Source organism: Brevundimonas sp. GW821-FHT02A10, assembly GCF_059422025.1.
This window is the reverse complement of the sequence record NZ_JBWKWC010000001.1, coordinates 391178-410414: the sequence shown is the minus strand read 5'-3', so window position 1 is coordinate 410414 and position 19237 is coordinate 391178. Positions and strand designations below refer to the sequence as shown.

General features: G+C 67.6%; 19 protein-coding genes and 1 other RNA gene. 11 read left to right on the top strand and 9 right to left on the bottom strand.

Features of this window, described 5'->3' with window-relative positions; genetic code table 11:
- The 5 genes from rutD to AC07U0_RS01745 all read right to left on the bottom strand — a co-directional run bounded on the left by rutD (nucleotide 1) and on the right by AC07U0_RS01745 (nucleotide 3045).
- A complete protein-coding gene (rutD, locus tag AC07U0_RS01765) occupies nucleotides 1–801 on the bottom strand; it encodes a pyrimidine utilization protein D (protein WP_494718313.1) in 801 nt (266 codons plus the stop codon).
- The gene (gene rutC, locus AC07U0_RS01760) at nucleotides 798–1187 is read right to left on the bottom strand and encodes a pyrimidine utilization protein C (protein WP_492947035.1); all 390 of its coding nucleotides are present in this window, start codon (nucleotides 1185–1187) and stop codon (nucleotides 798–800) included. The genes rutD and rutC overlap by 4 nt, the downstream gene beginning before the upstream one ends.
- A 16-nt stretch (nucleotides 1188–1203) precedes the next feature.
- Nucleotides 1204–1551, bottom strand: coding sequence for a hypothetical protein (locus AC07U0_RS01755; protein ID WP_494718312.1), 348 nt, complete (start codon nucleotides 1549–1551; stop codon nucleotides 1204–1206).
- Nucleotides 1544–2251, bottom strand: a complete 708-nt coding sequence (gene rutB / locus AC07U0_RS01750; protein WP_494718311.1) for a pyrimidine utilization protein B — start codon at nucleotides 2249–2251, stop codon at nucleotides 1544–1546. Before rutB ends, AC07U0_RS01755 begins: the two co-directional genes overlap by 8 nt.
- A 77-nt stretch (nucleotides 2252–2328) precedes the next feature.
- Nucleotides 2329–3045: a FadR/GntR family transcriptional regulator gene (locus AC07U0_RS01745; protein ID WP_494718310.1), complete on the bottom strand. Its 717-nt coding sequence runs from the start codon at nucleotides 3043–3045 to the stop codon at nucleotides 2329–2331.
- 203 nt (nucleotides 3046–3248) lie between these two features.
- Between AC07U0_RS01745 and AC07U0_RS01740 the strand changes: the two genes are divergently transcribed.
- A complete protein-coding gene (locus tag AC07U0_RS01740; protein ID WP_494718309.1) occupies nucleotides 3249–4163 on the top strand; it encodes an ROK family protein in 915 nt (304 codons plus the stop codon).
- A gap of 60 nt (nucleotides 4164–4223) precedes the next feature.
- Here the strand turns inward: AC07U0_RS01740 and AC07U0_RS01735 are convergent, their stop codons facing one another.
- Nucleotides 4224–6650, bottom strand: a complete 2427-nt coding sequence (locus tag AC07U0_RS01735) for a membrane-bound PQQ-dependent dehydrogenase, glucose/quinate/shikimate family (protein ID WP_494718308.1) — start codon at nucleotides 6648–6650, stop codon at nucleotides 4224–4226.
- A gap of 206 nt (nucleotides 6651–6856) precedes the next feature.
- Between AC07U0_RS01735 and AC07U0_RS01730 the strand changes: the two genes are divergently transcribed.
- Nucleotides 6857–9406, top strand: a complete 2550-nt coding sequence (locus AC07U0_RS01730) for an ATP-binding protein (RefSeq protein ID WP_494718307.1) — start codon at nucleotides 6857–6859, stop codon at nucleotides 9404–9406.
- 181 nt (nucleotides 9407–9587) lie between these two features.
- On the opposite strand, the gene AC07U0_RS01725 is transcribed toward AC07U0_RS01730, so the two are convergent.
- Entirely contained in the window at nucleotides 9588–10502 is a 915-nt protein-coding gene (locus tag AC07U0_RS01725) for a WecB/TagA/CpsF family glycosyltransferase (RefSeq protein WP_494718306.1), read from the bottom strand.
- A gap of 90 nt (nucleotides 10503–10592) precedes the next feature.
- Here AC07U0_RS01725 and AC07U0_RS01720 point away from each other — a divergent pair, with 90 nt between their 5' ends.
- Nucleotides 10593–11366 carry a type 1 glutamine amidotransferase gene (locus AC07U0_RS01720; protein ID WP_494718305.1) on the top strand — a complete coding sequence of 258 codons (774 nt, stop codon included), beginning with the start codon at nucleotides 10593–10595 and terminating at the stop codon, nucleotides 11364–11366.
- A 39-nt stretch (nucleotides 11367–11405) separates the two neighbouring features.
- Complete coding sequence (locus AC07U0_RS01715) at nucleotides 11406–11873, top strand: hypothetical protein (RefSeq protein WP_494718304.1); 468 nt, start codon at nucleotides 11406–11408, stop codon at nucleotides 11871–11873.
- 152 nt (nucleotides 11874–12025) lie between these two features.
- Here the strand turns inward: AC07U0_RS01715 and hemF are convergent, their stop codons facing one another.
- Nucleotides 12026–12922 carry an oxygen-dependent coproporphyrinogen oxidase gene (gene hemF / locus AC07U0_RS01710; RefSeq protein WP_494718303.1) on the bottom strand — a complete coding sequence of 299 codons (897 nt, stop codon included), beginning with the start codon at nucleotides 12920–12922 and terminating at the stop codon, nucleotides 12026–12028.
- Nucleotides 12923–12970: 48 nt separating this feature from the next.
- Nucleotides 12971–13327 (bottom strand): aspartate 1-decarboxylase, encoded by a 357-nt coding sequence (panD, locus tag AC07U0_RS01705; protein WP_207868482.1) that lies wholly within the window; start codon nucleotides 13325–13327, stop codon nucleotides 12971–12973.
- A 216-nt stretch (nucleotides 13328–13543) separates the two neighbouring features.
- On the opposite strand from panD, the gene sppA reads away from it, so the two are divergent.
- The 7 genes from sppA to ftsL all read left to right on the top strand — a co-directional run bounded on the left by sppA (nucleotide 13544) and on the right by ftsL (nucleotide 19231).
- Nucleotides 13544–15331 carry a signal peptide peptidase SppA gene (sppA, locus tag AC07U0_RS01700; protein ID WP_494718302.1) on the top strand — a complete coding sequence of 596 codons (1788 nt, stop codon included), beginning with the start codon at nucleotides 13544–13546 and terminating at the stop codon, nucleotides 15329–15331.
- A 120-nt stretch (nucleotides 15332–15451) separates the two neighbouring features.
- On the top strand, nucleotides 15452–15769 hold the full coding sequence (locus AC07U0_RS01695; RefSeq protein WP_207868480.1) for a hypothetical protein: 318 nt from the start codon (nucleotides 15452–15454) through the stop codon (nucleotides 15767–15769).
- 10 nt (nucleotides 15770–15779) lie between these two features.
- The gene (locus AC07U0_RS01690) at nucleotides 15780–16544 is read left to right on the top strand and encodes an N-acetylmuramoyl-L-alanine amidase (protein ID WP_494718301.1); all 765 of its coding nucleotides are present in this window, start codon (nucleotides 15780–15782) and stop codon (nucleotides 16542–16544) included.
- 33 nt (nucleotides 16545–16577) lie between these two features.
- Nucleotides 16578–16951: RNase P RNA component class A (rnpB, locus tag AC07U0_RS01685), an RNA gene on the top strand.
- A 527-nt stretch (nucleotides 16952–17478) separates the two neighbouring features.
- A complete protein-coding gene (locus AC07U0_RS01680; RefSeq protein WP_494718300.1) occupies nucleotides 17479–17886 on the top strand; it encodes a division/cell wall cluster transcriptional repressor MraZ in 408 nt (135 codons plus the stop codon).
- On the top strand, nucleotides 17883–18836 hold the full coding sequence (rsmH, locus tag AC07U0_RS01675) for a 16S rRNA (cytosine(1402)-N(4))-methyltransferase RsmH (RefSeq protein WP_494718299.1): 954 nt from the start codon (nucleotides 17883–17885) through the stop codon (nucleotides 18834–18836). Before AC07U0_RS01680 ends, rsmH begins: the two co-directional genes overlap by 4 nt.
- On the top strand, nucleotides 18833–19231 hold the full coding sequence (ftsL, locus tag AC07U0_RS01670) for a cell division protein FtsL (protein WP_494718298.1): 399 nt from the start codon (nucleotides 18833–18835) through the stop codon (nucleotides 19229–19231). Before rsmH ends, ftsL begins: the two co-directional genes overlap by 4 nt.
- Nucleotides 19232–19237: the final 6 nt, after the last annotated feature.

Sequence of the window (19237 nt, the reverse complement as noted above, 5' to 3'; positions counted from 1 at the left end):
TCAGACGTCGCCGGAGAGCCAGGCGATCAGTTGGGTATTGAAGACATCCGGAAGCGTCGCCGTAAAGGCGTGACCGCCCCAGGGCGTGATCTCGAGTGTCGCGTTCGGAAGGCCGGCGGCCAGACGCAGGGCCAGTCGGGGCGGGACCAGCATGTCATCGGCGGAGGCGCTGATGAGGACCGGGTGCGGGATCTGGTCCAACCGGTCGTCGATGTCGAAGGCCAGAAGGGCGCCGATCCTGGCCAGCATGACGTCCGTGCGGGGGAAGCCTGCGACGTGATGCGGCTCCTGTTCTTTCAGCAGGGCGTCGTTCTCGCTGATCCAGTCGGGCGGATAGAGGAACAGGCTCTGGGCCTCGACATAGGCGGTGGGACCGAAGGCCTCCAGCAGCCGGGTGCGGGCGGCGAAACAGCGGGCCACATGCGGATCCGGCCGCGACCAGCCGTTGACGACGACCAGTTTGTCGAGGCGGTCAGGATGGTCGAGCGCGAGCTGGAGGCCCGCATTGCCGCCCGCCGCATGGCCAACCAGGTGGGCCTTGTTCGTGCCGGTGGCGTCGAGGACGGCGACGATGTCCTGAGCCATCGAAGCCACCGAATAATCGGGCTTGAGGCTGCGGTCGCTGCGGCCCGTGCCGCGGTGGTCGTAGAGGATAACGCGGAAGCGCCCGGTCAAGGCCGCCATCTGCGGCGCCCAGAAGGCGGCAGAGCCGCCGAGGCCGGCGGACAGGATCACGGACGCGGCGCCTTCCGGGCCGTCGTGGAATTCGTACCAGAGACCGTCGGCGGTCCCGGACGTCACGTCTTGCCGATGTGGGCGATGGTGGCGATTTCGACGAGGAAGTCGGGGCGGACGAGGCCGCACTGGATGCAGAAGCGCGCCGGCTTGTCGCCCGGGAAATACTCCGCATAGACCTTGTTCAGGGCGGCATAGTCGGCCCAGTCCTTGAGGAAGATGTGGTTCATGGTCACGTCGTCCATGGTCCCGCCGGCGGTCTCGATCACCGACTTGATGGTCTCCAGAACGATGCGCGTCTGGCCCTCGGCGTCGCCCACGCAGGCGACGTTGTTGTCCTTGTCGAAGGCGAGGGTGCCGGAGACATAGACCACGCCGTCGGCGAGCGTGCCGGGCGAGAAAGGGGCGATGGGAGTGACGGTCCCGGGCGGGGTGATGACGGTCTTGGGCATTCGGTCGTCCTTCGGTTCAGGCGGGCAAAGGTTCGCAGGCAGGTTCATCGAAGACGAAAGCCTGTCCACGACGCATCAGGTGAGGCGTGTTCTCGCGCCACCATCGCGCGGCGTCCGGTTGAGTCTTTTCAAGCAGCTCAACGGCTGCCAGGGCGTGCACAGCATAACCGTTGTGCGGCGCCAGCTTGCCGCCGAACCATGCGGCGAGAAACGCCAGGAAGGTTTTCGGGCCGCTCAGTACGCCGGCGCCGCAGTAGGTTCTAAGGTCTGGCCGAATGGTCGGAAGGTCGAGGCCGATCCAGGCCTCGCGGACCCAGAGCGGCGCCTCGCCGAGCGGAGCGGCGACAATGCGGACGCTAGACATCGGCTGTCGCATCCGGCGCGATCTGGCCGACGACGCCCTTGAAGTCGGCGACGCTGGAGACCCAGCCGAAGAATTTCTCGATGTTGTAGAGGGCCGCCTGCTGCACGAACTCGGGTCCGGCCTGGTGGGTGGCGTCCTCGAGCACGACGCCGAAATATTCGAGGAAGAAGCCGTCGCGCAGGGTGCTCTCGACGCAGACGTTGGTGGCGATGCCGACGAAGATCAGGTTGCGGATGCCGCGCGAGCGCAGGACGCTGTCGAGCTGGGAGTTGAAGAAGCCGGAGTAGCGGGTCTTGTGAAGCTGGATGTCGCCCGGCTGCGGCTTCAGCTCGTCGACCAGTTCATAGTCCCAGGTCCCGCGCGCCAGCAGCTGGCCGTGCAGTTCGGGGCGGGCGCGCATGGTCTTGAGGGCATTGGACTTGTGCCAGTTGGGGCTGCCAGGACCGCCGGCCTCGACGTAGTCGGGGTCCCAGCCGTTCTGGAAATAGACCACCTGAACACCGGCCGAGCGCGCGGTCTCCAGCACGCCCTTGATATTCTGGATCACCGTCTTGGCGCCCGAGATGTCAAAGCCCGCCAGGTCCAGATAGCCCCCGGGCGAGGCGTAGGCGTTCTGCATGTCGATGACGATGACGGCGGTCGAGGCCGGATCGATCTCCAGCGGCTCGGGACGGGCGGGCAGGGTGATCCTGGCGGTCATGGAGAAGAGGCGTCCGCGTTACGGGAAACCGCTACCCTCTCGCGGCCTGAGCCCGGCGCCAAGGGGGCTTGTGACGGTCAGGCCGTCAGCGGGTCCTCGATCAGCAGCCGGGCGGCGACCGTGGCGTCGAAATGGCGGTCCATGGCGGAGCGGGCGGCAGCAGGATCGCCCTTGGCGATGGCGTCGGCGATTTCGAGGTGACGGTCGAGGATGTCGCGGTGGCGGCCGTCGTCATCGATCAGACGCCAGGCGGCGGAGACCGAGGATTCCAGCAAGGGCTCCAGTGACGCGATGATCTGGGCCATCAGCAGGTTGCGGCCGGCGTCGGCGATGGCCTTGTGGAGCTGGATGTCGAGGCTCATCAGGTCGGTCGAGCCTCGCTCGGCGGCGGACATGGCGCGGGCGAGCTCCGAGATCCGGACCGCCTCGGCGTCGGTGCGGCGCACGGCGGCAAGAGCGACCGTCTCGGTCTCCAGACAGCGACGGGTCTCCCAGACCTGACGGACCGAGATCTGTTCGGTGCGGACGGCGTGGTCCAGAGAGATCGACAGGACCGAGCCGTTCAGGGCGCTGACCCGCGGGCGGCGGCCGTTGGCGGTCTCGACGATGTTCAGGGCGGCCAGGGCGCCGAAGGCCTCGCGCACCACCGGGCGGCTGACGCCCAGCACCTCGACGAAGCTGGTCTCGGACGGCAGCTGGTCGCCGACGCGCAGGCGCTCGCGCGAAATATGCTCGACGACCCGGCGCATCACAAACTGGACGCGGGTTTCGTCGGCGGGAGCATCGGTGGTCATTGGAGCCGGATCACGGTGGCGCGAGAGAGGCGCGCGAAGAGGTCACGAGGACGAAATTGGCGGGATTTCCGAAGTCTAGCACACCGGAAGCCGAAATGGTTCAGCTTGGCGACGCGACACATTCAACCCTCGTAACATCCGACGGGGTGACGCGGACCGCCACGAACGGTCTAGAAGGGCCGACCGCTCACCGGAGGCGCCGCATGGCCGAACTCACCGACACCCCTGCCGCCCCTCTGATCGCCGGCGTCGAACTGGGCGGGACCAAGATCGTCTGTCTGCTGGCCTCGGGTCCCGATGACATCCGCGACGAGGTCCGCCTGCCGACCACCACGCCGGAGGAGGCGCTGGGGAAGGTCGCGGCGGTGCTGAAGCGCTGGAAGGCCGAACATGATTTCAAGGCGCTGGGCATCGGCAGCTTCGGGCCTCTGGAGCTGGACGACCGGGCGCCGAACTGGGGCTCCATCGTCTTCACGCCCAAGCCGGGCTGGTCAGACGCCGACCTGACAATGCTGGGCCGCGATCTCGGCGTGCCCATGGCCATCGACACAGACGTCAACGGCGCGGCCTTCGCGGAAGGCGTCTGGGGCGCGGCGCAGGGCTTGCGGTCGTTTTCCTACATCACCGTCGGCACCGGGATCGGGGTGGGGGTCGTGATCAACGGCCAGTCGGTCAGCGGTCTGGGCCACACCGAGGCGGGCCATCTGCGCGTCGGGCGCATCCCGGGCGATACATGGCCGGGCAGTTGCCCCTATCACGGCGACTGCGTCGAGGGTCTGGCGGCGGGGCCGGCCCTGCTGGCGCGGACGGGCCAGCGCGGTGAGACCCTGTCGGCCGACGATCCGGTCTGGGAGATGGTGGTCAACGCCCTCGGCGGCCTGCTGCACAATCTGGTGCTGACGACGGCGCCGGAGCGAATCCTGATCGGCGGCGGCATCTTCGGCGGCAACGACCATCTGTTTCCGCGCCTGCGCAACGCCCTGATCGAGAGCCTGGCCGGGTATGCGACCGCCGGGCGGATCGCGGCGATGATCGACGACTATGTCGTGGCGCCGGGACTGGGCGGGATGGCCGGGCCGCTGGGGGCGATCGTGCTGGGACAGAAGGCGCTGCGCTAACAGCGAAACGGCCGCCCGGGAGATCCCGGACGGCCGCTCTGCCTTCAGTCGATCCCGGCCCTAGGTCGGCAGGGCGTAGGCGATCACCTCGTCGGAGATGGGGGTCTCCATGAAGTGGTGGCCTCCGGGGGCGATGACCAGATACTGGCGGCCACCGATCTCATAGGTCATCGGGGTGGCCTGACCGCCGCCGGGCAGGACGTCGGACCAGACCGTCTTGCCGGTGTTGATGTCGATGGCCCGGATCAGGCCATCGGTGGCGGCGGCGACGAAGATCAGGTTGCCCGCCGTGACGACGGCGCCGCCGTTGTTGGGCGTCCCGATATTGATCGGCAGACCCGAGGGGATGCCGAACGGGCCATTGTTCCGGGCGGTGCCCAGGGGGCGGTCCCAGATCTGGCGGCCGGTCTTCAGGTCGATGGCGCGGATGCCGCCGTAGGGAGGCTCCTTGCACAGCAGGCCGGTGAAGGGCAGGCGCCAGCCAGCGTTGACCGAGATGGCGTAGGGCACGCCGGCTTGAGGATCGCCGGCGCCTTCGGCCCCGCCCTTGCGGGCGTTCGGCTGGCCACGCGGAACCCAGCCGCGCTTGTCGGCCTCGGCCCGGGGGACAAGCGTGTTGTAGTTGGGCATGTCGTTATAGTTGGCGACGATCACACCCCGGTTCGGGTCGATGGCGATGCCGCCCCAGTCCGAACCGCCGTTGTAGCCCGGGTATTCGATATAGTGCTGGCCGGCGGTCGGCGGGGTGTAGAAGCCCGCATAGCTGGCCTGACGGAACTGGATCCGGCAGACCATCTGGTCGATCGGCGACATGCCCCACATCGACTTCTCGGTCAGGTCGTTCTGGCGACGCAGGGTGTGGAACAGCGAGTGGGGCTGGGTCCTGGTGCGCATGGCCGGTTCCTGACCGCCCTGCGGGACAGGCAGTTCGGCGACCTGGGTCAGGGGCTGGCCGGTCTCGCGGTTCAGGACATAGATGTCGCCCTGTTTGGACGGCAGGACCACAGCTGGGACGGCACCCGCGCCCGTGGGGAAGTCGACGAGGGTGGCCTGCGAGCCGAGGTCATAGTCCCAGACGTCGTGGTGGACGGTCTGGAAGTTCCAGCGCGGCTTGCCGGTCGTGACGTCGAGCGCCACCAGCGAGGTCGCATAGTCGAGCTGCGGTCCGGTGCGGTCCGAGGACCAGTAATCGGCGGCAGTCGAGCCCAGCGGCAGATAGACCAGACCCAGACGCTCGTCGCCCGAAGCCGTCGTCCACATGTTCGGTGTGCCGAGGGTGTAGATCTGGCCGGCCGGCGGGGTGGTGTTGATGTCGGGACGCATCATGTCCCAGGCCCAGCGCAGCTGGCCGGTGACGGCGTCGAAGCCCTTGATCACGCCCGAGGGGGCGCGGCGGTACTGGCCGTCGAGGATCTGGTGGCCGGTGACCACGACGCCGCGCACGATGGTCGGGGCCGAGGTGATGGAGACCATGCCGGGGATCAGCGGACCCATGTTGGCGGCGGTGTCGACCTGGCCGTTCTGGCCGAAGCCCTGGCAGCGCTGGCCGGTGCGGGAATCGACCGCGATCAGGCGGGCGTCCAGCGTGCCCCAGATGATGCGGGTGGCGCAGGGCGTCGCGGCCGTGGCGTTCGGCACGACATAGTAGCTCACCCCGCGGCAGGCGGCGGTATAGGGGATGTTGTCGTCCGAAACCTGCGGATCATGACGCCAGATCGTCTTGCCGGTGCCCGCATCAACGGCGAGGACGATGCCCTTGCCGGAGCAGATGTAGAGGGCGTTGCCGACCTTCAGGGGGGTGTTCTCGGACGCGTATTTGTTCTGCGCTCCGGGACGGTCGCCGGGCAGGTCGCCGGTATGGATGTTCCACGCGCGCTGCAGCTTGCCGACGTTGGTCGTGTTGATCTGGGTCAGGGGCGAATAGCGCTGGGCGTGGTAGGTGCCGCCATAGGCCGGCCAGTCGGCGCCGACCGGGATGGCGGCCGGATCGCTCGAGGTCGAGGGCTGGGCGGCGGGCAGGGGCATGTCGACCCTGGGCGCATTGGCCTGGGCCACACCGAAACCGGCGAGCAGTGCCACGACCACGAAGCCGATGCCGCCGCCGATGGCCCATTTGCGACCGTCACGGCCGGGGTTGAGCACCGGAAGCGAGGCGATGACCAAGGCCAGAAGCACGGCCGGGGCGATGACGCGCGGAACCAGACCCCAGCCGTCGAGACCGACTTCCCACAGGGCCCAGAGCACGGTCAGGACGAAGACGCCGAAGTAGACGTACGCCCCGACCAGTTTGAGCCGGAACATCATCACGCCGGAAGCGATCAAGCCGAGACCGGCCAGCAGATAGTAGAAAGAGCCGCCGACGCTGATCAGCTTGACGCCGCCGATGGCGAGAACCGCCCCGATCAGGATGAAGACGACGGCGAGGATGCGGACGAGTATGGCGCCGATCCCCCCTCCGCCTGAGGTTGCGAGGGAAAATCTGGCCATGTCGGAGTCCTTCTCGAGGTGCGTCAATTTGTCATGACAACACGCCTGTCAGGCAGGTCGTTCCCTCACGAACCGTAACAGCTACGGTTTTTTATGTGTCGCACTGTGTCGGCCATCCGACACTGGGAGATCGGGGATTCGCGAATGTCTCCGCTAAGCCTTGCTCAAGGTTCTTGTGCGAAGACGGAGGCTCACCCGGATTTCGTATGTTCCGTTTAGTAAAGCTCATCATCGCGGCGTGCTTCGCGATCACCCTCGGGGCGGAGGCTGCTTCAGCGCAGGCCTCGACGCCGCCGCGCAGCCCCACAGCCTTGATTGCGACGGTCGAGAAGCGGGCGAGCGCCACCAACTTCCATGCCCTGGACCGGTTCGGTGAGGCGGCCATGGCCCGCAACGACCGCGAGGGTTTGAACCGGCTCTATCATGTCGCCTGGATCTATCTGAACCAGGGCGAGTTCGATCACACCCGTTACTGGAACGGCCAGCTGGAAGCGGCGGCGCGCAACCAGGGCGACGCCCGCTATGTGGCGATCGCCCATCTGAATGATCTCGCCGTTCGCTACGACACCGGTGAGGCCGAGGCCGCCGAGGAGATGAAGCGGATCGCGGCGACGGCGACCGACTGGTTCGTGCGCGTCCACGCCACCCGCCTTTATGCCCTGTCCCTGATGGACAACGACCGGATCGGCGACGGGCTGAAGATGCTGGCCGAGATCGACGGAGCTATTCCGGAGAAGGATCCCTATTCGGCTACGGCCCATGCGGGTGTGTGGGAGGTCGCGGGCATCGGCCTGATGAAGCTGAACGACTTCGAGGGCAGCGCCACCGCCTTCGGCAAGTTCGAGATCGACTTCGCCAACCCCGCCTATCCGCGCCCCGACTTCGACAGCCTGTACAACCTCGCCCGGCTGGCGGTTCAGGTGGGCGATCAGCCTCTGGCCGACCGTCTGGCCGCCGCCCACCACCGCCTGGCGGCCCGCGCCGGACTGCAGAGCCTTTCTGTCTATGACGCCAGCCTGTGCGCGACGGTCGCCCAGGCCCGCCATGCGCCGCGCGACGTTCTGAAATGTCTTGAACCTTATGGCCACCAGCTGGGCGCCGCCGCCTTCCTGGCCGGGCGGTTGCTGCCGATGCGAGCCATCGCCAACGCCCAGTTGGGCAATGTGGAAGCCGCGCGCGCAGATCTGGCCGAGGTTCGCCGCCGCGAAGCCGCCGGCGCCTTCCGCGAGGACGGGGTGTCGGAAATCCCCCACGTCGAGGCCGAACTCCTGTTTGCCGAGGGGCGTCCGGCCGAGGCCTATCGCAAGCTGCGCGAATACGATCAGGCCGCTGAAATCCAGGCCAACCGCCGCTTCAGCGCCGGCATCCGCCAGGTCACCGGCGACATGCAGGACAAGCTGGATCGCCGTCGCCAGCAGCTGGAGACCGAACGCGCCAACACCGTCCTGCAGAAGGATGTGATCCGGTCGCAGAACTGGATCGTCGGCATCGCCGTCGTCTTCTTCCTGTCGGCGATCGCGACCTTGATCTGGCAGTTCCGTCTGTCGAAACATCTGCGCGTCGCCCGCAAGCGGGCCGAGGCGGCGAACCTGTCCAAGTCCGAGTTCCTGGCCAATATGAGCCATGAGATCCGCACGCCTCTGAACGGCATCGTGGCCATGGCCGACACCCTGGCCCGGGCCGGGATGAAGCCGCGCGAGCATGAGATGGTCGAGGTCATCCGCGCTTCCGGCGTGACCCTCGAACGCCTGCTGTCCGACATCCTCGACAGCGCCCGGATCGAGTCCGGCAACGTCACCATCGAGACGGCGCCCTTCCATCTGGGCGACGCCGCCCGGGGTGTGGGTATGCTGTGGACCCAGACGGCCGAGGAAAAGGGCGTGGCGCTGGAGGTCACGATCGACCCGGCCCTGGAGCATGTGGTCAGCGGCGATCCGGTGCGGTTCCGCCAGATCCTGACCAATCTGATTTCCAACGCCCTCAAGTTCACCGACAAGGGCTCGGTGCGGGTGACCGGCGAGATGACGCCGGAGGGCCTGGCCCGCTTCACTGTCACCGATACAGGCGTGGGCTTCGACGACGCCGAGAAGGAACGCATCTTCGGCCGCTTCCAGCAGGCCGACGGCTCGATCACCCGGCGCTTCGGCGGCACGGGTCTGGGTCTGGCGATTTCGAAGGACCTGTCCGAGCTGATGGGCGGGACCCTGGACTGCCGCAGCCGTCCCGGCGAGGGCGCGACCTTCTGGTTCGACCTGCCCCTGCCGGAATGCGAAGCCGCGGCGCCCGTGGAAGCCGCCCGCGCCTCGAATGACGAGGACGGCTGGACCGACGCCGCCGGGACCCTGCGCATCCTGCTGGCCGACGATCACCCGGCCAACCGCAAGGTGGTGGAGATCATGCTGGCGGAGAGCGCGGTCGAACTGGTCCCGGTCGAGAATGGCCAGGAAGCGCTCGACGCCTATGCGGCCAGTCTTGCCGGGGGCGAGCGCTTCGACCTGATCCTGATGGACATGCAGATGCCGGTGATGGACGGCCTGACCGCCACCGCCGCGATCCGGACGCTTGAGGCCGAGCAGGCCTGCGTCCGCACGCCGATCATCATGCTGACCGCCAACGCCCTGGCCGAGCATGTCGCGGCGGGCAAGGCTGCAGGCGCCGACGGCCATCTGGCCAAGCCCATCACCCTGACCACCCTGTTCGCCGCCATCGAGACGACGCTGGCCGGCGTCGGTGTAGAAGAGCTGGAAGCGGCGTAAGTGTCTGAGCCTTCTCCCCTTGCGGGAGAAGGTGGCAGCCGAAGGCTGACGGATGAGCGGTCACGCAGACCTGTCAGGCTCAGAGACGTTTTGGCAGGCTGAATTTCAGAGGGCGGCACGACCCCTCATCCGTCTCGCTTCGCGAACCACCTTCTCCCGCAAGGGGAGAAGGACATAAACGCTACCGACGTCCCGGGTGGGCTTCGCTGCCGACTGGGAGGACGGCGCCCTTGCGGACGGCTTTCAGGCGGCGCTTCGCGGCGGCGGCCAGGTCGTCATAGATCAGGTCCAGCAGGCTCCACGGCTCGACGCAGTAGCGGCGGAACAGGCGTTTGGGATCGGCGGCAAGGCGGTACAGCCATTCGACCCCGGCCTTGCCCATCCAGCGCGGCGCGGACTTCTGGACCCCGGCCTCATAGTCGAAGGCGGCGCCGACCGAGAAGACGGCGCAGTCGGGCAGGGCTTCAAAGTTCTGGGTGATCCAGATTTCCTGACGCGGCATGCCCATGCCGACGAACAGGACATGGGGCTGGAAGGCCTTGATCTGTTTCAGGACCTCGGCGTTGTCGGCCGAGCCGGGCGTGGCGTCGAAATAGCCGTTGCGGGTCTCGATGACCGCGCGGGGATAGCGGGCGTTCAGCCGCGCCTTGGCGATATCGACGACCTCCTGGGTCGCGCCGACGTACATGATGCGCCAGCCGTTGCGGTTGACCAGGCTCCAGAAATGGTCGCGCCAGTCCAGATAGGTGCAGCGGTGGAAGGGGCGGCTGTTGATGCCCAGCAGCTTCGCGAAATGCACCAGCGGCGTGGAATCCAGCTCGACCAGCTCGGCGCGCTCGTAGAAGGCGCGCATCTCCGGATGCTTCCGCAGCAGGTAGAGGCTGTTCAGATTGTGGTTGGCGATGATCGCCTTGCGGCCGTCCTGGATCCAGCGCTGCATGTGGAAGAGCACTTCTTCCGGCTTCACCAGATCGACGGTCTGACCCATCAGGCGCACGCGTTCCTGCGGGCGGCGCGACTTGCGAAACCCTGTGCGGGCCTGGTCGCGGCGGTCCGGGGCGACGCTCGAAAACCTGAATTGGGTGCTGTCGGCCATTGGACGACCGTAGCGGGGATGTCTCAAGGGGCGGTGAGCAGACAGCGTTAACGCATACTGCCCTTTCGCCCCGCGCCGGGATCGCCTCTTATGGCTACCGAGCCGGAGACCGCCGTGAAGCCCATCGCCATTCTGGAAACCGGCAAGCCGCCGACTGACCTGCAGGACGCCTTCGACGACTATCCCGCACGCTTTCGCGCCCTGCTGGGCGAGGGGGTGGCGACGGTGCGGTTCGACGTTCAGGCCGGGCGGTTGCCCGAGGACCCGACCGAGTTCCAGGGCGCCATCGTCACGGGCTCGGCCGCGGGGGTCTATGACGACCTGCCGTGGATCGCCCCCCTGCTGGACTGGCTGAGGGCGGCGCGGGGCAAGACCCGGCTGGTCGGCATCTGCTTCGGCCATCAGGCCCTGGCCCAGGCCTTCGGCGGCCATGTCGCCAAGTCGGACAAGGGCTGGGGCGTCGGCCTGCATCGCTATGACGTCGTCGCCGATGAGCCGTGGATGTTCCCGCGCGCCGCCAGCATCGCCATTCCGGTCTCGCACCAGGACCAGGTCGAGATCCTGCCGCCCGACGCCCGGGTGATCGCATCCAGCGCCTTCACCCCCTATGCGGGCCTGGCCTGGGACGATCCCACGGGGGGTGAGAACGGCGTCGTCTCCTTCCAGTGCCATCCGGAGTTCCAGCCCGAATACGGCGTCGCCCTGATCGAGGCGCGGCGTGGGACGCGGGTGCCCCACGATCTGGCCGACGAGGCCGTCGCCAGCCTGTCGCGGGTCAATGATCGGGCCGTGCTGACCGCCTGGATCCGCGCCTTCCTGATGCTGACCCCGCCCCCGATCGAGGAGGCCGGCAGTGGCATCTAACCTGCAAGACCAAGGCTGAAAGACCTCAGGATGAGACATATGCGCCCCGCGATCCGGACTGCCGCCGTTGTTGCCGTTTCCGCCGTCACCCTCGCGCTCGGCGCGTGCGGGACCACCGGCGCGCCGAGCGGGCCGCCTATCGTCGGCACACCCGCTTCGGCTGACGACTGCGCGGTGATGGCCACGACGCTGGAGGTGTTCTCGCGTCCGCTCGACGGGACGGGGCTGAAGGTGCTGGACGTGGCGGTCCCCGAAAATCCGCCCTTCTTGCCGCAGCGGCCGGAACAACGCGGGCCGACGCCGATCTCCCTGCGCGGCTGTTCGTTCATCGAGGTCCAGCTGGTGTCGCGCGGCCCGGCGGTTATCCTCGGCCGGCCGGAAATTCACGATGACCGCGTCATCGTCTCCTATCAGGAGCCCGGGGCGACGCCGGTGCATGCGGTGCTGCAACGCGCGCCCGACGGCCATTGGCAGCATATCGGCGCCCTGCTGACGCCGCCTCGCTAACCAGACGGTGGCGACCCAACCGCGCCGACAGTTTGCGGTATCGACGAGACCGGGTCGCCTGTCGTCGGGGGGACCAACGACGGGCTTACTAGGTCACAGCGCAGGATCGGCGGAAAGCGCGGAACACCCGTGCGCCACTCTGTCGCGGACCTTCAGGGCCAGGCGACGGTTGGGGGCATGGAGCTGAGGATCGACTCGACATTGCCGCCCGTCTTGAGCCCGAACATGGTGCCGCGGTCGTAGAGCAGGTTGAACTCGACATAGCGGCCGCGGCGAACCAGCTGCTCCTGCCGTTCTTCCGCCGTCCAGGGCTCGGCCATGCGGCGGCTCACGAGGGCCGAATAGACGTCGAGGAAGGCGGTCCCGACGTCGCGGGTGAAGGCGAAGTCGGCGGCGTGGTCGCCGGTGTCGTGGTGGTCGAAGAAGATGCCGCCGACGCCGCGCGGTTCATTGCGGTGGGGCAGCCAGAAATACTCATCGCACCAGGCCTTGAAGTGCGGGTGATAGTCCGGGTTGTGGGCGTCGCAGGCGGACTTCATCGCGGCGTGGAAGGCGAGGGCGTCGGGGGCTTCCTGCGTCCGGTCGACGTCGAGCACGGGGGTCAGGTCGGCGCCGCCGCCGAACCAGCTCTTCGTCGTGGCGATGAAGCGGGTGTTCATATGCACCGCCGGGACGCGCGGGCTCCACGGGTGGGCGATCAGGCTGATGCCGGTGGCGAAGAAGCGCGAATCCTCCTCGGCGCCCGGGACGGTCTTCGCATAGTCGGCGGGGAAGGTTCCGTGGACGGTCGAGCAGTGCACCCCGACCTTCTCGAAGAGCCGGCCGTGCATCATGCCCATGACACCGCCGCCGCCCGGGCTTCCGTCGGCGTTGGCGGCGCGGGTCCAGGGGGTGCTGACGAAACGGCCGGGCTCGCAGGGGAAGAGGTCGGCGGGCGCCGCGTCCTCCAGCGCCTCCAGACCCGCATGAATCCGGTCGCGCAGGGCCTCGAACCAGGCGCGGGTCTCGGCCTTCTTCAGGGCCAGGGGATCGGTCGTCGCTTCACTCATGCGCGGCTTGAACCACGGATGGCGGGCGGCGTCACCGGTATGAAGGGATCAGGCGGCGCGCTTGATGTTGTTGGCGTCGTCCAGCAGCACGACGGTGGGCGACCACTGGCGGGCTTCTTCCTGGGGCATCTGGCCGTAGGTGACCACGATGACCTTGTCGTTCTTCTGCACCAGGCGCGCGGCGGCGCCGTTGACGCCAATCACCTTCGAGCCGCGCGGGGCCTCGATGGCATAGGTCGTGAAGCGGGCGCCGTTGGTGATGTTGAGCACATCGACCTGTTCGTGCGGGAAGATCCCGGCGGCATCCAGCAGATCGCCGTCGATGGCGATCGAGCCTTCATAGTCGAGGTCGGCCTGGGTCACCGTCGCGCGGTGCAGTTTGGCCTTCATCAGGGTGACCAGCATGGGAGGTGCTGTCCGGTCGTGACGCGGGGCTATCGGCCCCCGCTCGCAGGCGGCTCATATAGGGATTTCACCCGAGGGCATCAATCGCATTGCTGCGTCGCAGCGAAATCGTGATTTCACCTCGCCTGCCGCGATACGTTCATTTGACGGTGACCTGCGGGTCTCTATGGTCGCTGAAGCGCCGCCATTGGCCCTGCGACGGATCGCCGCCTGACCATGAAACAGTTCTTCCTGACGATGGGCGGCGTGTTCGCCGGCCTGCTGCTGTTCTTCGTGATTTTGCCCTTTATCTTCCTCACGATGATCATCGGCGCCGCGTCCAGCTCGTCCAAGCAGACGACGGCGGCCAATTCGGTGCTGGAACTGGATCTGCGCGACGGCATCTCGGACCAGGCTTCGTCTAACCCCTTCGCTGCCTTCAGCGGCTCGGGCCTGTCGGTGATGAAGGTGGTCGACACCCTGGCCCAGGCCGAGAAGGACGATCACGTCAAAGTCCTGCTGCTGCGCCTGCCTGAAGGCGGCGTGACCCCGGCCTCGGCCGATGAGATCCGTCAGGCGATCCGCCGCTTCCGCGCCTCGGGCAAGCCGGTCATCGCCCACTCGCAAGGCTTCCAGCCGGTCGGGACCGTCATCGACAGCTATATGATCGGCGCCTCGGCGTCGGAGCTGTGGATGCAGAACACCGCCAACTTCCAGGTGACCGGCTTCGCATCGAACGAGGTCTTCCTGGGCCGGGCGTTCGAGAAGTACGGCGTCCGCGCCGACTTCGAGCAGCGCTATGAGTACAAGAACGCCGTCAACCAATACACCCAGTCCGACTTCACCGAGCCGCACCGCGAGGCGATGACGGCCTGGATGACCTCCATCTACACCAACGCCCTGGCCAATGCCGCCTCGGACCGCAAGCTGGCGCCGGCTGCGCTGAAGGCCACGATCGAGGCCGGCCCCTATTCGGCCCAGCAGGCCCTGTCGCTGAAGCTGATCGACAAGATCGGCCAGGTCGAGGAGGCCGAGAAGGAGGCCAGGCGCCGCGCAGGCTCCAACGCCGAGATCATCGAATTCGGCGACTACGCTTCCTCCAAGGGCTCGCGTGACGGCTCGGGCTCGAACGCTATCGCCATCGTCGGCGCCGAGGGCGACATCGTCACCGGCCGCGGCGGCGGGGGCGGCTTCGGCGGCGGATCGTCGATCCATTCCGACGACACGGCCAAGGCCATCTATGACGCGATAGAGGACAAGGACGTGAAGGCCATCGTCTTCCGCGTCTCCTCGCCGGGCGGCTCGCCGGAAGCCTCCGAACAGATCCTGGCCGCCGTGCGCGCGGCCAGGGCCGCCGGCAAGCCGGTGGTGGTCTCCATGGGCTCCTATGCCGCCTCGGGCGGCTACTGGATCAGCTCGGAGGCCGACTGGATCGTGGCCCAGCCCTCGACCCTGACCGGCTCCATCGGCGTCTTCGGCGGCAAGTTCGTCCTGGCCCCGGCTTTGGCCCGTTTCGGCGTGGACATGCGCGGCATCTCGGTGGGCGGCGACTATTCCGACGCCTTCTCCCCGACCGAGCCCTTCACGGCCAGCCAGCGCGCCGCCTTCTCGGCCTCGATGGACAAGACCTATGACGAGTTCGTCCAGCGGGTCTCCACCGGCCGCCATCTGCCGGTCGAGCGGGTTCGCGAGATCGCGCGCGGCCGCGTCTGGACCGGGGCGCAGGCCAAGGATCTGGGGCTGGTCGACCAGTTGGGCGGCGTGACCGAAGCCATCGGCAAGGCCCGCGAACTGGCCAGGATTCCGGCCGGACAGTCGGTCCGCTTCAAGCGCTATCCCAAGGCGGAATCGCCCTGGGAGGCCCTGTCGTCGGTCTTCGGCGTGTCCAGCGAGGCCGCCCACGCCCTGATCGCCATCGGCGGGGTGATGTCCGATCCCCAGGCCGAGGCGACGATGCGCGCCATCGAGGCCGACCGGATGCGCAGCCGCGGTTCCGTGGTCATGGCCGATACGCCACTGCAGTGATCGAAACGGACCGAGGGGCGCGACACACCCGCCTGTGAAGCCCTTGGTCATTGACGGTTCACCTCTATGGACCGACATTAGGGGTCAGGCGTTCCACGGAACGCCTTGAAAGGGATTCGAATGACCCAGGACCGCTTCACCCCGCTCGGCTTCAACGCCCGTCGCCAGACGAGCGGCTGGCTCGCGCCGGTGATGTGGCTGGCCGGTCTGGTGGCGACCATCGTGGCCCTGGCCGTCGGCGCCGTTCTGGCCGTCTTCACCGCCGCCGCCGTGGCCGTCATCGCCGTGGTCGCCAGCGTGCTGGTGTTCTTCGCGGGCCTGGCCATGAGCGCGCGCCGCAAGATGACCGTGCGCGCCCGCCGCGGCGACGATGTGATCGAGGCCCGCAAGGTCGGCGACACCTGGGTCACCTATGGCTGGGAACGGCCCGGCCACTAAGGCCCGATCAATGCCCCTGACATTCGAAGACGCGCCGTCGCCCAATTTCAACGCGCGACGCGGACCGCCGGACATGCTGGTCCTGCACTATACCGGCATGCCGACCGGCGAGGCGGCTCTGGCGCGGCTGCGCGACCCGGCCGCCGAGGTCTCGGCCCACTATCTGGTCGAGGAGGACGGACGGATCTTCGCGCTGGTGCCCGAGGAGCGCCGGGCGTGGCACGCGGGACGCGGCGCCTGGCAGGGCGAGACCGACGTCAACGCCGCCTCCATCGGCATCGAGATCGTCAATCCGGGCCATGAGTTCGGCTATCGCGCCTTCCCCGACGCGCAGATCGAGGCGGTCATCGCTCTGGTCGCCGACATCCGTTCGCGCTGGAGCATCCCCGACGCCCGCATCATCGCCCACTCCGACCTGGCGCCCGAGCGCAAGGAAGACCCGGGCGAGCTGTTCCCCTGGAAGCGGCTGGCGCAGGCCGGGCATGGCCTGTGGTTCGAACCGGCGCAGGAACGGATCGCAGCGCTGGGCGGCTTCCTGCAGGTGGGGGACGAGGGGATCGGGGTTGTGGTGTTGCGCGCCGGCCTGCACCGTCTCGGCTATGCCCTCCAGCCGGGCGGGACCTATGACGCCGAGACGGCCGCGACCGTGAAGGCCTTCCAGCGCCACTGGCGTCAGGACCGCGTCGACGGCGTCGCCGACGGCGAGACCCGGGCCACCCTCATGGGGGTGCTGCAACTGGCCACGGCCGAGAGCGTGACGGGCGTTCTGAATTGACGTCGCCCCTCTAAACCCTCACTAACGCCGCCGTCAGACGGCCGGGCGGTCGCGGCGGGGCTTGCCCTGTCGAGGAAAGTCCGGGCTCCACGGTGAAAAGGCGGCGGGTAACGCCCGCCCGGGGTGACCCGAGGGATAGCGCCACAGAAAGCAAACCGCCTGCGTCGCGACGCAGGGAAGGGTGAAAGGGTGGGGTAAGAGCCCACCGCGGGACTGGCAACAGGACCGGCATGGCAAGCCCCGCCTGGAGCAAGACCGAATAGGGATGTCGTGCGAGTTCGCTCGCAGGGTCACCGCCCGAGGCATCCGGGTAGGTCGCGAGAACCGTCCAGCAATGGGCGGTCCAGAGGAATGATCGTCGCTGTCTTCGGACGGAACAGAACCCGGCTTACAGGCCGTCTGACCTTATTTTTGGCCTAACGCCCGTTCGAGCTACTTGAGGCCAGTTCCGGGCCTAACGCCTCTTCGGCTAGTTGAAGCCAGGTAGAGGGCTCAGCGGCGTTAACCTTTGCCGTTCGGTGAAGGGCGGTTGGCCGACGATCCACATCTAACTTTGGCATGACCAGCGCGAGTATTCGCGTCAGCGTCGTCGCGCGTCCCGGTTGTCGGGGTTCCGTCGAGGAACTCCGACCGTCGCTTGATTTCACTCGTTAATCCGCTGTCGAGACCTTCGGCTCAGACTGGTCGTCGAACCGGCGTTACTGAGCGCGTTCTGTGTATGTTCTTACGTATCATTACGCGACATCGTGAACACAGTCGGAACATGGTTAAAAAGTGCCTTCCAATCCCATTGAGACCCACCTGATCCCATGTTATCCCAGTTTCGTGAGCCGGGGGTGATCAGCGTCTGGCTCCAGGCGTTTTGGCAGTTCAGGGGCGGACCGACGGGTCCGAATGGGACAAGGGCGTGTTTCTCGGCACCTTTGAGAAACAATTGGACGGTAAACGTCGTCTCCTGATCCCTCAGGAGTTCCGCACCTCCGACAACGGCGCCGAGCACGGCGTCTTCTGCTTCCTCTCCATGAAGGACGACTGCCTCGAGGCCGGCGGCGACCCGCTGATGGCCGACTATGTCGAGCGCATCGAAGCCCTGCCGTTCGGCAGCGAGGACCGCACGGCGCTGGAGGAGGCCTTCTATGCGGGCCAGCGCCCGCTTTCCTACGATGGCGGCGGTCGGATCACCTTGCCGGAGAGCCTGTGCGAAGAGGCCGGACTGACCGACGAGGTCGTCATCCTGGGCATGGGGCGCCGTTTCCGCATCTGGGACAAGGCGAAGTGGGAGGCCCGCAAGCCGGGCAGCCGCAAGCGGGCCGGCGTCGTCATGTCGGGGGAGGGCGCATGACCGCGTCTCCGCACGCTCCCGTCCTGATCGCTGAGGTGATCGAGGCCCTGTCGCCCAAGCCTGGCGAGACCATGATCGACGCCACCTTCGGCGCCGGCGGCTATACTCGCGCCATCCTGTCGACGGGCGCGCAGGTCATCGCCCTGGATCGCGACCCGACGGTCCAGCCGCACGCCGACGCCGTGGCCAACGACTTCCCGGGCCAGTTCCAGCTGGTGCGCACGCCCTTCTCGGGTCTGGCCGACGCTTTCGCCGAAAGCGGCAAGCCCCGGCTGGACGGCGCCGTGTTCGACATCGGCGTGTCCTCGATGCAGCTGGACCAGGCCGAGCGCGGCTTCTCCTTCATGCGCGACGGGCCGCTGGACATGCGTATGTCCGATCAGGGCGAGACTGCCGCCGACATCGTCAACACCTATGAGCACGGGCCGCTGGCCCATCTGATCAAGCTGTACGGCGAAGAGCGTCAGTCGGGGCGGATCGCCACGGCCATCCTGCGTCGCCGCCAGAGTCAGGCCTTCACCCGCACCCTCGACCTCGCGGAGGTCGTCGAAAAGGCTTTGGGCGGCCGTCGCGGCGCCCCGACCCATCCGGCGACCCGGACCTTCCAGGCCCTGCGCATCGCGGTCAATGACGAGCTGGGCGAGCTGGAGGCCGGCCTCGCCGCGGCCGAGGCCAGCCTGTCGCCGGGCGGCCGTCTGGCGGTCGTGACCTTCCACTCGCTGGAAGACCGGATCGTGAAGGCCTTCTTCACCGAGCGCAGCGGCAATGCGCCCGGCGGCTCGCGTCACGCCCCCGTCGCCGTCGAGACCCGCAAGCCCAGCTTCACCCTGCTGTTCAAGGGCGCGCGCGAGGCGGGCGAGGAAGAACTGGCGGCCAATCCGCGCGCGCGTTCGGCCCGGCTGCGCGCCGGCGTCCGTACCGACGCCCCCGTCTGGAGGGCCGCCGCATGAACGCCTCCCTGATGCTGAAGCGGCTGTTCGACTGGAAGGTGCGCGGCATCCGCTGGGTCGAGATCATCGGCGTGGTGATGGTCGCCGCCATGATCTTCTCGGTCTATATCGCCAAGGCCGCCGCGGCGCGCGAGAGCAGCCGCATCGACGAGCTGAACCGCGACATCGCCGAGAATCGCCAGCGCGTCCGCCTGCTGCGCGCCGAGATTTCCCGCCTGGAACAGCCGAGCCGGCTGGAGGCCCTGTCGCGCGAGGCCGGTCTGGCCCCCGTCGATGTGCGCCGTCAGGCCACCGAGACCGAACTGCCTGACCTGAAGCCAACCCATGCTCCGGCCCAGGTCGCTGCGCCCGCTCCGGCGCCTGCCGCTCCCGTGACCACGGAGGCGCCGCAGTGAGCGTTC